Source organism: Mesorhizobium sp. P2_F8, from assembly GCF_056403655.1.
On the sequence record NZ_JBFUFB010000006.1, the window covers coordinates 347,076 to 359,924 of the forward strand.

General features: G+C 60.4%; 9 protein-coding genes. 6 read left to right on the top strand and 3 right to left on the bottom strand.

The genetic code is table 11. The features are described 5' to 3' along the window. The first annotated feature begins 161 nt into the window (after positions 1–161). The 4 genes from AC1DZP_RS17270 to AC1DZP_RS17285 all read left to right on the top strand — a co-directional run bounded on the left by AC1DZP_RS17270 (position 162) and on the right by AC1DZP_RS17285 (position 7,094). On the top strand, positions 162–2,255 hold the full coding sequence (locus AC1DZP_RS17270; RefSeq protein WP_477304008.1) for a CAP domain-containing protein: 2,094 nt from the start codon (positions 162–164) through the stop codon (positions 2,253–2,255). Between the two features lie 173 nt (positions 2,256–2,428). Next, positions 2,429–3,919, top strand: a complete 1,491-nt coding sequence (locus AC1DZP_RS17275) for a beta strand repeat-containing protein (RefSeq protein ID WP_477304010.1) — start codon at positions 2,429–2,431, stop codon at positions 3,917–3,919. Between the two features lie 68 nt (positions 3,920–3,987). Next, a complete protein-coding gene (locus tag AC1DZP_RS17280) occupies positions 3,988–5,730 on the top strand; it encodes a type I secretion system permease/ATPase (RefSeq protein WP_477304187.1) in 1,743 nt (580 codons plus the stop codon). Between the two features lie 29 nt (positions 5,731–5,759). After that, on the top strand, positions 5,760–7,094 hold the full coding sequence (locus AC1DZP_RS17285; protein WP_477304012.1) for an HlyD family type I secretion periplasmic adaptor subunit: 1,335 nt from the start codon (positions 5,760–5,762) through the stop codon (positions 7,092–7,094). 96 nt (positions 7,095–7,190) lie between these two features. On the opposite strand, the gene AC1DZP_RS17290 is transcribed toward AC1DZP_RS17285, so the two are convergent. The 3 genes from AC1DZP_RS17290 to AC1DZP_RS17300 are packed head-to-tail and all read right to left on the bottom strand — an operon-like array spanning position 7,191 to position 10,641. After that, complete coding sequence (locus AC1DZP_RS17290; protein ID WP_206073843.1) at positions 7,191–7,841, bottom strand: class I SAM-dependent methyltransferase; 651 nt, start codon at positions 7,839–7,841, stop codon at positions 7,191–7,193. Further along, positions 7,841–9,868: a glycosyltransferase gene (locus AC1DZP_RS17295; RefSeq protein ID WP_477304014.1), complete on the bottom strand. Its 2,028-nt coding sequence runs from the start codon at positions 9,866–9,868 to the stop codon at positions 7,841–7,843. The genes AC1DZP_RS17290 and AC1DZP_RS17295 overlap by 1 nt, the downstream gene beginning before the upstream one ends. A gap of 14 nt (positions 9,869–9,882) precedes the next feature. Further along, positions 9,883–10,641 carry a TylF/MycF/NovP-related O-methyltransferase gene (locus tag AC1DZP_RS17300; RefSeq protein WP_457154689.1) on the bottom strand — a complete coding sequence of 253 codons (759 nt, stop codon included), beginning with the start codon at positions 10,639–10,641 and terminating at the stop codon, positions 9,883–9,885. 143 nt (positions 10,642–10,784) lie between these two features. Between AC1DZP_RS17300 and AC1DZP_RS17305 the strand changes: the two genes are divergently transcribed. Both AC1DZP_RS17305 and AC1DZP_RS17310 read left to right on the top strand, forming a co-directional pair. After that, positions 10,785–11,708, top strand: a complete 924-nt coding sequence (locus AC1DZP_RS17305) for a class I SAM-dependent methyltransferase (protein WP_477304016.1) — start codon at positions 10,785–10,787, stop codon at positions 11,706–11,708. Between the two features lie 59 nt (positions 11,709–11,767). Continuing rightward, positions 11,768–12,571, top strand: a complete 804-nt coding sequence (locus AC1DZP_RS17310; RefSeq protein WP_477304018.1) for a sterol desaturase family protein — start codon at positions 11,768–11,770, stop codon at positions 12,569–12,571. The last annotated feature ends 278 nt before the right edge of the window (positions 12,572–12,849 follow it).

A 12,849-nucleotide genomic window follows, 5' to 3' on the forward strand; every position in this document is an offset into this window, starting at 1 on the left:
CGCCCGATTACGGCGTCTGCGATTGCGTGGGCATATCTCCTGTGGAGCCCGTTCAAAGCGTTGAATGGCACGGCTTTTGAGCCGGTTTCTTCCAGCCGGCTGGCATTTTGGCGGTATGTTGCCTAAAAATAATACTCGCACAATACTGGATGGGGAAAGTCATGGCCAATCAGAGTGCTGTCGAGCAGGCAATCCTGGAACTGATCAATCGCGCGCGGCTTGATCCGGCCGCTGAAGCCGCACGATATGGCATAAGCCTCAATGAGGGGGTCCCGGCCAACGAGACCATCTCCGCAGCGATGAAGCAGCCGCTGGCGATGAACGACACGTTGCTCAGCGTGGCGCGGGCTCATAGCCAGGACATGATCGACCACGACTACTTTTCGCATACTGATCTGAGCGGCCACGATCCATTCGCCCGAATAACGGCCGCTGGCTATGACTGGAACACGGCGGGCGAAAACATCGCCTACAGCGCTACTTCCGGCACGCTCACACCGGCGATGTCTCTGCAGCTACATCAACTTCTGTTTGTCGATTCGAACTACCCTGGCCGCGGCCACCGGGTCAATTTGATGGATCCGGACTATCAGGAGGTCGGTGTCGGCCAGGCCCAGGGCATCTATCAGGGCCTCAACGCGACGATGCTGACCGAAGATTTCGGCCGGCCAGGCGGCAATCACCAGTTTCTCACCGGTGTCGCCTTCAACGATACCGTGACCGCCGACCAGTTCTATTCGATCGGCGAAGGGCGCGGCAACATAACGGTTTCCGTCAGCGGCGGACCGAACACGGCCAGCGGCAGCGCCGGCGGCTATTCCGAGGAGCTGACAGCCGGTCTCAAGACCATCACGTTTGCCGGCGGCGACCAGGTGACGCCGGTGGTTCTCACCGCGACGATCGCTGCCGGCTTCAACGCCAAGATCGATCTGATGGGCCAGTCGACCATCCGCACGTCGGTATCCGTGACAGCGGTGAACGGCATTTCATCTATCGTCGGGCTTGGCACGAATGCCTTGACGCTAACCGGCACCGACGGCACCCAAGCCATATATGGTTCCTCGGGCGGCGACCATTTGGACGGCAAGGCCGGCAATGACACGCTGGATGGCAAGGCGGGTGCCGACACCATGTATGGCGGGGCCGGCAACGACACTTACTATGTCGACAACGCTGGCGATATCGTCAGTGAAAACACCGCCGGCGCCAACGGCTCGGATATCGTCAATGGCTATATTTCGATCAACCTCAGTGACGGCAACCACTTCACGGGCAACATCGAGAACGTGGCACTGCGCAGCGCAGCTTCGATCAACGCCACCGGCAACAGCCTAGCCAACGCGATGAACGGCAATTCAGGTGTCAACACGCTGAGCGGCCTTGGCGGCAATGATACGTTGGACGGCAAGGAAGGCGCCGACACCATGCAGGGCGGCATCGGCAACGACACCTACTATGTCGACAATGCCGGTGACCATGTCGTCGAGCTCAACGGCCAGGGCACCGACAATGTGCAGGCCTATGTCAGCTTCAGTCTTTCCGGACAGGAGTTGGAGAACCTGGCATTGCGCAGCTCGGCTTCGATCAACGGCACCGGCAATTCGATCGCCAACACCATCACCGGCAATTCGGGCAACAACGTCATCGACGGCCTCGGCGGCGCCGATACCATGAGTGGCAGCACCGGCAACGACACTTATTATGTCGACAATGCTGGCGACCACGTGATCGAGCTCAACGGCCAGGGTATCGACAATGTCCAGGCCTATGTCTCGTTCAACCTCTCTGGGCAGGAACTGGAGAATCTGGCGCTGAGAAGCACCGGCAACATCAACGGCACCGGCAACTCGACCGCCAACATCATCACCGGCAATTCGGGCGCCAATGTCATCGACGGCCTCCTCGGCAACGACACGCTGTCTGGCAGTACCGGCAACGACAGTTTCGTCTTTACCACGGCGCTCAACGCTTCCACCAATGTCGACCACATTACCGACTTTTCGGTCGCTGACGACACCATCCAGGTCGACAACGCCATTTTCACAGCGCTTGGCGGCAACGGCACGCTGACGGCCGACCAGTTCGTCAAGAACACAACTGGCCTTGCCGCCGACGGCAACGACCATATCATCTACGAGACCGACACCGGCTGGCTCTACTATGACAGCAACGGCAGTGCCGCTGGCGGCTCCACCCATTTCGCCACCCTCGCCGCCAACCTGGCACTCACCAACGCCGATTTCGTTGTGGTGTAAGAAAGTCATGCCGGTCGGCCCGAAGCGGACCTTGCCGCCACCGCCAAAGTCCATCGCAACAATTCCATCCCGAACCCTCGCTGGCTAACTACAAGTAAGAACGGTCAGTTGTGCTGTTTCAGGAAACCTCGTAAATATAGGTTGGGGTTGTTAATCTTGGGTGGGAGAACGTCATGGCTGTTGTCAGCGGTGGTACGGTTTTTGGACTGAATTTCGATACGCTGCAGGTGGGAGCACTGGTCGACTACGACTTCGAAGACCCGCAGCCTCTCTATGCAAGGTTTTTTGACGACGCGTCGAATTACACACTCTTTCAGGGCTCTGGATTCACTTATAACGCCGGCGTCCCTACCGGTGGGACCGTGACATCCGTCCAGTATGTGGTGGCTGGCAGCACGGTGCTGCAGATCACGGGCCTGAACGTAGCGGCCACCGACGTTGCGAGCTTCGTCTTCAGCAATGACACGATGGGTCTGCTCAATCTCGCGCTGAGTGGCAATGACACGCTGAACGGAACGCCGCTGCACGACGTGCTCTATGGGTTCGGCGGCGCCGACACCATCAATGGCGGCGCCAGCGCCGACACGATGAGCGGTGGCACCGGCAACGACACCTACTGGGTCGACAATGCCGGCGACGTTGTCCTCGAGGCCAATGGCCAGGGCACCGATACAGTCAACAGCACGATTTCCTTCAATCTCTCCGGTCAGGAGCTGGAGAACCTGACGCTGCGCGGCGCAGCCTCCATCAACGGCATCGGCAATTCCATTGCCAACATCATCACCGGCAATTCAGGCAGCAACATCATTAACGGCCTTGCCGGTGCCGATACCATGAGCGGCGCGCAAGGCAACGACACCTATTATGTCGACAATGCCGGCGACCATGTCATCGAGGCCAATGGCGGGGGCACCGACAATGTCCAGGCCTATGTCAGCTTCAACCTATCGGGACAGGCACTGGAGAACCTGGCGCTGCGCGGCGCGGCCTCGATCAACGGCACCGGCAATTCCGCTGCCAACATCATCACCGGCAACAGCGGCAACAACGTCATCAACGGCCTTGCCGGCGCCGACACCATGAGTGGTGCTCAAGGCAACGACACCTACTATGTCGACAATGCCGGAGACCATGTCGTCGAGCTCAACGGCCAGGGCACCGACAATGTGCAGGCCTATGTCTCGTTCAATCTTTCCGGCCAGGAGCTGGAGAACCTGGCGTTGCGCAGCGCGGCTTCCATCAATGGCACAGGCAACTCGACTGCCAATATCATCACCGGCAATTCCGGCAACAACATCATCAACGGCCTGCTCGGCAACGACACGCTGTCCGGCAGCACCGGGCATGACACCTTCGTCTTCACCACGGCGCTGAACGCCACTGCCAATGTCGACCGCATCACCGACTTCTCGGTGGTCGACGACACAATCCAGGTCGACAATGCGATCTTTGCAGCGCTTGGCGGCAACGGCACGCTGACGGCGGAACAGTTCGTTAAGAACACCACCGGCCTTGCGGGTGACGGCAACGATCATATCATCTATGAGACGGATACCGGCTGGCTCATCTATGACAGCAACGGCAGTGCGGCGGGTGGTTCCACCCATTTCGCCACGCTTGCCGCAAACCTGGCGCTGACCAACGCCGATTTCGTCGTAGCCTGAACGTTAAGCGGGGGCATGTGGCAATTCAGATACAGAACCGCGGCGGCACCCGGCCTGCCCCAGCGGGATTGTCCGAGCCCAGCCGTGCGCTAAGGTCGTGCGCCGCGGCACTGGTTTGCGTTGCCGTTTTCTCGGGAATGATCAACCTGCTTGGTCTGACCGGCTCGCTCTACATGCTTCAGGTCTATGACCGCGTCCTGCCTTCGCACAGCATTCCGACCCTGACAGTGCTCTCGATCGCCATGGCGGGACTTTACATCGCCTATGGTCTGCTTGATCTCCTGCGGCTCAGGCTGCTTGCACGGATCGGCAGGCGTTTCGACACCAGCCTGCAACCCGCTGTCTTTGCTCTTTCGGTCTCGCTCCCTCTCAGGTCCGGTCAGGAAGGCACACGCCTTCAGCCGATCGGCGATCTCGACCAGATACGCAGTTTCATCTCGGGATCGGGCCCGACAGCATTCTTCGATCTGCCCTGGCTGCCCTTCTATCTGGTCGGCATCTTTTTCCTCCACCCGCTGCTTGGAGCGCTCGCGACGGCCGGCGCGATCGTGAGCGTCTTGCTGACACTGGTTGCCGAAGGCTTAAGCCGCGGTCCCGCCAAACGAGCGATGGAATCGTCCATTTCCCGCAAGCAGCTTTCCGATGCCGGGCGTCGCAATGCCGAGGTGGTGCGCGCGCTTGGCATGGGACGTCGCATCAGCGGTCTCTGGCAGGATCGGAGCGAAGCGTATCTTGCCAATCAGTTGCGCATTTCCGATGTCGTCGGCGCGACCGGGACCGTCTCGCGGACGTGGCGAATGATCTTGCAATCGCTGATGCTCGGACTTGGCGCTTACCTGGTGATCGAAGGCGAGGCATCGCCCGGCATCATGATTGCGACGTCGATCATGCTCGCCAGGGCACTGTCGCCCGTCGATCTCGTCATCGCCAACTGGCGCCCTTGGGTTTCGACCAGACAGAGCTATGGCCGGCTCAAGCAGATGCTGCGCAACGCCGATGCACAAGAAGCGCCTCTTACGCTGCCACGGCCTCGGGAGACGCTGTCGGTCGAGGCGATCTCGGTCGGTGCTCCCGGCCAGCAAAAACCAATCATCCAGAACGTGGCGTTCTCCTTGCAGGCGGGAGCCGGGCTGGGCATCATCGGAGCAAGCGCGTCAGGCAAGTCCACGCTGGCGCGTGCGCTCGTCGGTGCATGGACCCCGCTTCGCGGCACTGTGCGTCTTGATGCGGCCGCACTCGATCAATTCGATGAAGAAGCGCTTGGACGCGACATCGGCTACCTGCCGCAGGACATCGAGTTGTTTGAGGGTACCGTCGCCGAGAATATCAACCGCTTCAACGCCAATGCGAGCGCGGACGGAGTCGTGGCGGCGGCCGAAGCCGCCGGTGTCAAACAGATGATCCTCCGGCTGAGCGACGGTTTCCAGACGCGTATCGGCGAAGGCGGCTCAGCACTTTCCGGAGGCCAGCGTCAGATGGTCGGTCTGGCGAGGGCATTGTATGGCGATCCGTTCCTCGTCGTTCTCGACGAACCGAATTCCAATCTGGACGGCGAAGGCGACATCGCCCTGGGCGCCGCCATAAAGGGCGTACGCGATCGAGGTGGCATCGTCGTCGTCATCGCACATCGGCCCGCGGCACTGGCGAATATCGATACCGTGCTGGTAATGGCCGGCGGAACGGTGCAGGCGATCGGACCGCGGGACGAAGTGCTGGCGAAGATGACGCGCCCAGCCAATGTTCGGCCGGAACAGGCCCCGGGCGGCGAGCGCGCACCAACTGTCGTCACCTTGCATGACAGGCGGCCATGATGAGCTTGGCGCCAATGCAAACGAGTGACATGAGGCTATCGCGCGCAGCAACCCCGCCGGCATTGCAACGCCCGTCGATGCGCGGCGATGGCGTTCGATCGACCATTGGATCCGGCCTCGTCGTTGTCGCCGCACTTGTTGGCGGCATCGGCATCTGGGCCGGGACCACTTCCCTTGCCGGCGCGGTCATCGCCAGCGGAACGGTGGTGGTGGAATCGAGTGTGAAGAAGGTGCAGGAGCAGACTGGCGGAACCGTCCACGAAATCCTCGTGCGAAATGGTGACAAGGTTACGGCCGGCCAGGTCCTGGTTCGCTTCGACGAAACGGTGGCACGCGCAAACCTCGGCATCATTGGCCAACAGCTCGACCGTGCGCGGCTGCAAATGACCCGCCTGGAGGCAGAGACCATTGGCCGCGACGAGATGATCATCCCGGACGATCTGTCCGCCCGGGCCAGCGATCCCGCAATGGCGATCCTCATCGCGGGTGAAAGCGCGCTGCATCGAAGCAACATGACGCTTCTGGAAAGCCAGAAGGCGCAGCTTGGAACCCGCAACGATCAATATCGGGAACAGATCGAAGGCCTCAAGGCCCAGCGTGCCGCTGCCCTGGAAGCTCTCGACCTGGCGACCAACGACCTCGTCATCATCCAGGATCTCTACGCCAAGAGGTTCGCATCGCTGGATCGCCTGACTGCTTTGAAAACGCAGACCATCCAGCAAAAGGGCGAGGCTGGAAGGCTCCTGGCCGCGATCGCCGAAGTGGAAGGGCGCATCAGCGAGAATGCGCTGGCCAGTATCCAGCTCGACAACGACTTCCGCAAAAGCGCCAACGCCGACCTGCGCGAGGCCGAAGGCAAGGAGGCCGAACTGGTCGAGCGCAAGCAGGTGGCCCTGGACCAGCTGGACCATATGACGATAAAGGCTCCGCAATCAGGGGTCGTGCAGGAACTTGCGATCCACACGGTTGGCGGCGTTGTCGCATCTGGCGAGACCATGATGCTGATCGTGCCGCAGACGGACGATCTGGTGATCGATGCCCAGGTTCCGCCCTTGCGCATCGACGATGTCAGCCTTGGCCAGGCGGTCGTCATCCGCTTCTCTGCCTTCGACCGCAACACCACGCCGGAGTGTCACGGGACGGTCGATCGGATCTCCCCCGATCKGGTCAAGGACACAGCCAACCGGACGGCCTACTATGAGGCCCGCATCAACATTACCGACGAGGCAGTCTGCCTGAAAACGGCAACCCGGCTCATTCCGGGCATGCCTGCCGAATTGCACATCCAGACCGGCGACCGCACTGTCTGGTCTTATCTGATGAAACCCATCACCGATCAGCTTTCCCGGGCCTTCAGGGAATAATTGCCCTCAAGATCGCAGGCCCGGATACCTGCAGTTCGGGCCGACCGTCAGCGCGAAGCACCGAGCCAACGGTTTCAGACTGGCCCGTGACGGAGTCTACCCCTGCCCGGTCAAGAGCGACTGACGTCTGCCCTGCGGCCGTTTTTCAAAGACGACAATGCTGTCATAGACACAGATCGAGTCTGTTGCATGGGTGAAGGCGTTCGGCGGCAAGGCGCCCCGCGCGTGATGCGCGTTGATCTCGTCGAGCTTTCCCTTGGCGAATTCCATGAACGATCCCGGCTTGCGCAGCCCTCCGCCATAGTCATCCCAATAGCTCGTGTGCGTGTCCTCGACGAAGTAGACGCCGTTCGGCTGCACATGATGGTAAAGATGCTCGAAGGTCGCGATGACATGATCCATCATGTGGCTGCCATCATCGATGACGATGTCGATGGGGCCATATTTCTCGACGATCCGATCGAGCAGTCGAGGGTCGTCCTGACTTCCAATGAAGACCTCGACCCCTTCGGACTCGTGCGCCTTGCATGCAGGATCGATGTCTACTCCGACGATTCGCGCGCCCTCGCCGAAATAAGCACGCCACATGTCGAGCGATCCGCCCTTGTAGACGCCGATTTCAACGACGACCGGCCTCCGGTTTCTGAACCGTTCGAAGTGGCGCTCGTACACGTCGAAATAGTGCAGCCACTTGTAAATCTCTTTGCCGCTGTTGTTCAAAAAGTACTGATGCAGGAACCCGCCCATCATAGCCTCTTCATCAGCCTGGCAATTTGCCGCCGCCAGCCGCCTTGATTGTGAATTGCCACAGCTTTGCCGACGAGGTTGGCCCTGATCCGAGCAAGCACAGGTTCCCATTCGTTTGCGACAAGGCCAAGCGCTTCGCCAAGGTTTGCCTCGATCTCGGCAAACTCCATGTTTGCAAAGCGTTTGCCGGCGTCGGCGATCCATGAACGATCATATCTGCCCTTGCCGAAGCCGGATATGACGGTGAGCCCGGTCCAGGGCGTTGCAATGGTGAACACGTCGAGATCGGGGCGCAGCGTCCTGAGCGCCGGAACCAGTTTCCAGACGTCGCCGGTGTGGAATTGCGTCGTCGGCGGAACCCTTTGCGTCGCCTCGTCCAGGGCGGCGGTGTCGTGCACGAGCAGAACCGAGCCGGCGTCGCAGTAGCGTTCAAGGTTCGCAAAATCGCGCAGAACCTGGTCGAAAGTGTGCAGACCGTCGATGAACCCGACACCGACCGGGCGACCGGCAAGCAGGGCGTCCGCTCCACCGCGATCGAAGAAGACGTCACTCGTCTCCGGAAAAATGTGCGTTTGCGCGCCGAGCGCCACCGTGGCGCGCGGATTGGGATCGATGCCTATTGCAAGGGTTGGTGCCTTCACCTTGGAAAGCGACACGCCGTCAAAGACGCCTATCTCCACCACCACGGCGGGCTTCAGCTCTGCGTAAAAACGCTCCAGCCAGTCGTAATAGGAAGGCCCCGACATCCGCGTGCTGGCCAGACCGGCATGGGCACCCACGCTGTCGGCGGCAAGCGCCAGCGCGTTGCGGTATTGACTGTCGGCGGTTTCGTTCTCGCCGATGACACGGTGCGCATCGCCTATCGCCGTGAAATAGGCGGCATCCCGATGCTCATTGTACCGCGAAAGAAGGCCGGCTGACAAAAGCACGCGAGACGTTGCAAGCTCGGCGGGTGCATGGCTGCTTGCCATGCGAGCGACGTCTGCCGCCGCCTTGTAATTCCCGCGCTCCAACTCGACCTTGGCCAACTCGACAAGCGCCGCGGCTGCCTGGTTGGTCAGCGCGGGTTCTTCCGACGGCTTCAATTGCGCCCTGAAGCCCGCGGCCGTGGCTGGCCCGGCGCCGTGTGGAGACACAATCAGGGCGCGGGCAAGGTGCGGCGCAAGCGCTGGAGGCAGCGATCCCACGAAAGCCGAGGGGGCGTGAAAGGTAAAGTTCGCGCGCCCCCTCAACGCATCCCTTTCGGCCTTCCAGAGGAGCCAATGTTTGGGCTGCTCGACGCTTGCGTTGGTGGCGACACCTCCGTGCAACTGGTGAAATGTAGCCTCTCCCAGGGTGAGGATGAGCTTTGCCCGCGGCATCTCCATCGCACGTTCGAGCGTATCGATGTTGACGAGGCCGCCTCCGGGATAGGTGAAGCGCTCATCCATGCCACCGATCACTTGCCAGCTCTCCCGGCTCATGAACAGGGCATTGGCTTCGGATATCGGCGTGAACCACGGATCGACCGAGGACTCATCCATCGTCCCGATCTCGAACAGACGGTACCCATCTTCCGGCCATCGGATCGATTGCAAAAGCGAATCCTCGATGGCCTTCGTATAGCCATTGCTACGGGCATTCACCTGGGTGTCGCTGCCAAGATACCAGCCGGGTGCGGCCACGACTGCCGTCGGCGCCATGCCCAGGCCGATGCGAGCGAAATGCACCAACCCTGGCGTCACGATCCGTGCGCCGTCGATCATCACGCCGATGTTGTCCCCCCTCGCCTCCCTTATCCCGCGATTGACGGCAGCCGCGGGCGAAGGCAGTGCATCATCGATGCGCAGCAGGCGAAAGTTCGGCCCATAGTCCGCAACCAGGCCCTCACCAACGGCCGGTGACGATCCGTTGTCGACAACGATGACCTCGTAATCATCCGTCRTCACGTCTTGCTGGTAGGGCGTTGCGAGCGAAAGCAAGGTTCGCGGCAGCTCTCGGGGAATGTTGTAGGCGACAACAACGACGGACAGGGTGTTCGTTTTCATCGCGATTCCGTGGCTCAGTTGTCAGCCAATGGCTTCTGCCACCAACCGCCCGTCCAGTCTATCTCGTGGATCTCGGCTTTGATGCCGTTGCGCGCGCGGTAGTCGTCGACCGCTTGCCGGCATGGCCCAAACGCCATGTCGTCGATGATCGCGAACCCGCCGGGGGACAGCCTTGGATAAATCGCTTCAAGGCTGTCCATCGTCGACTCGTACATATCGCCGTCCAGTCGAATCAGGGCGAATGGACCGGCTTTCAGGCTAGGCAAGGTGTCCCCGAACAGGCCTTTGACGAAGACCACCTGGTCGTCCAGCAGGTCATAGGCGGCAAAGTTGGATTCGACCTGTGCCTGATCGATCGCCAGCTGCCGGTATTCGTGCAGCCTGTCACCCAGGTCGGCCGGAAAATTCTCGGGGTCCGGCGGTGGCAAACCGTCGAACGAGTCCGCGACATACACCTTCCTGTCCGTGATCCCGTTGGCGGCCAGAACGCCTTTCATCAGGATACAGCAACCACCGCGCCAGACGCCGGTCTCGATCAAATCCCCGGGCACGTTCTCGTCGATGACGCGCTGGACGAGGTCGCGGACATTCGTCAGGCGCTTGACGCCTGCCATGGAGTGAGCAACCGTCGGCCAATCGCGACCCACGAGGCGATCCTCGCGATTGAAGGGGGTCGACTCTCCGATTTTCGAGGGATCGATCACCTGCGAACCAGAGCCGTAGATCGTGTTGGCGATGATCTTGATCAGGAGATCAGTATAGAGGCGGTTCATCGTCGACCTTTCAAGGCGCTCAACAGTTCCATGGCGAAATACGCTGTTGCGGATATCCAGCCGAAGTGCAACAGGATTTGCGCGATTCAACCTGTCGCGCCATGCAAGCAAGCGGCGAATAATTGTCCAATGGGAGCCCCTGAATGCTAACCGCCAATCAAGCGATGGGCATGATCGAGACGCTCGACATTGCTGTTTTCCAGGTCGATACCGGAAGCACGCTCAGTGACCGCACAAGTTTCCTGCGCGTGCAGAACTTCGCGCGATCGACACTCGGCCGATACGTCTATCTCGAGGTTGGCTCAGACATCGGCGGCAGCCTGTTGCCGCATTTGATCGATCCGGCCTGCGAGGCGGTGATATCGGTCGATCTGCGGCCGGCGACCCAGCCCGACGAGCGTGCCGAGGTTTTTCACTACCCAGACAACACGGCGGCCCGGATGGTTGCCTTGCTGTCGGACAAGCTTCCGCCCGACGCAATGGCCAAGCTGATCACCATCGATAGCGACGTCTCCAATGTGCCGCCCCAGTCGATCGAGACCAAGGCGACGCTCGCGCTGATCGACGCGGAGCACACCAACACGGCCTGCTTTTCGGACTTTGTCGGCGTTCTCGGCCTTATGAAGCCGGACTGCATCATTTCCTTCCACGACGCCAACCTGATCGCGGACGCCATTGTCAATGCGGAGCGCTTTCTCGATCATCTCGGCATCGAGCATGAGACGGCGTTCCTTCCCGACACCGTCGCCGTCATGGGCCTCGGCAGGCTCGCATCCGCGGTCCGGGATCAGCTCCAGCCTCATGCCTTGGACCGGGAGACTTCCCTGGACCGCTGGCAACGGCAGCTATGGTCTCACATAGCCAGCGTGCACTCGCGGCAAAACGATGCCGAACTGGAGCACCTGCGCTCGGACAATTCGCGGCTGGTCGAGGAGATTGAACATGCGCGAAAGGCAAGCCGGGACGCACAGGCTCGCCAGGACGCCATAACCTCCAGCACGACCTGGCGTGCATCCGCCCCGGTAAGGGCGGTGGTCGATTGCATCAAACGTGGCTTTGCGCGCTAGACTAGCGAATCACCGGCTTTCCGCGGGTGACACGAAGCCAGGGCGATAGAGGCGGGTGAATGGATATCTTTGGTATCAAGGCGCTGTTGATCTGCGCGCTGATCTTCATTCCGTTCGAACATCTTTTTGCCGAGCGGCCGCAAAAGATCCTCCGCGAGGGCTTTGCCGTCGATGTGATCTACCTGCTGTTCAACAGCTTCATAGTAAAGGCGGCCGTCGTTTTGATGGCCGCCGGTGTCCTCGGGCTCGCTGCCATGCTTGTCCCGCAATCGATAACGCAAGCCATTGGCAGTCAGCCCGTCTGGCTACAGGTTGCGGAAATCATCCTGATCACCGATCTCGGCGTCTACTGGGCACATCGCGCCTTTCATAAAATCCCTGCGCTTTGGAAGTTCCATGCCATTCATCACGGCATCAAGGAGTTGGACTGGCTCGGTGCTTTCCACTCTCACCCGGTCGACATCATAGTCACGAAGGCAATATCGCTGACGCCGGTCTTTTTCCTCGGGTTCTCGGAAGTCTCGATCGCCATCTTTTCGGTCATCTACTTATGGCACACGATGTTGGTCCATTCGAACATGCGGATTTCGTTAGGCCCTTTGAAGTGGCTGATCGCCAGCCCGCAGTTCCATCGCTGGCATCACGCCAATCAGCGGGAAGCCTATGACAAGAACTTCGCCGGGCAGTTGCCCTTCCTCGACGTGATGTTCGGTACCTATAATGCCACCGGCAACAAGGTGCCGGAGAAGTACGGCGTCGATGATCCGGTCCCTTCGACCTACTTTGGCCAGATCGGCTATCCAATCCAGCCCCGCAGGCGGCGATCGAATCCAGCAGCACCGAGCACCAAAGCGGAAGGCTGACGTAAGGCGGCGTCGCGACAGGTTTGCTTCCCCTTCGCGAGCGCCAGTACGGTTCATTGAAAAAAGAAAACCCCACCGGCAGGGACCAGAGGGGTCATCTTGGGAGGACGCGCGTCACGCTGCGTTCGTCAATCGCGCATTGGTTAATTATCGCGCGATTGCGACACTGATGCGACACAAGTGCATTAGTCGTTTCTAATTTTCCGGACGGCGGCGCCACTTTTTCATGATCATAGGCATCGCGATGCCGGGCTCGCTGGCTTCCATGTCCTCAACGG

What these genes read in the sequence shown, in the direction of transcription:
- AC1DZP_RS17270 (WP_477304008.1), top strand. Translation starts at nt 162, where the DNA reads ATGGCCAATCAGAGTGCTGTCGAGCAGGCAATCCTGGAACTGATCAAT.
- AC1DZP_RS17310 (WP_477304018.1), top strand. Translation starts at nt 11,768, where the DNA reads ATGGATATCTTTGGTATCAAGGCGCTGTTGATCTGCGCGCTGATCTTC.
- AC1DZP_RS17300 (WP_457154689.1), bottom strand. Translation starts at nt 10,641, where the DNA reads ATGAACCGCCTCTATACTGATCTCCTGATCAAGATCATCGCCAACACG.
- AC1DZP_RS17305 (WP_477304016.1), top strand. Translation starts at nt 10,785, where the DNA reads ATGCTAACCGCCAATCAAGCGATGGGCATGATCGAGACGCTCGACATT.
- AC1DZP_RS17290 (WP_206073843.1), bottom strand. Translation starts at nt 7,841, where the DNA reads ATGGGCGGGTTCCTGCATCAGTACTTTTTGAACAACAGCGGCAAAGAG.
- AC1DZP_RS17275 (WP_477304010.1), top strand. Translation starts at nt 2,429, where the DNA reads ATGGCTGTTGTCAGCGGTGGTACGGTTTTTGGACTGAATTTCGATACG.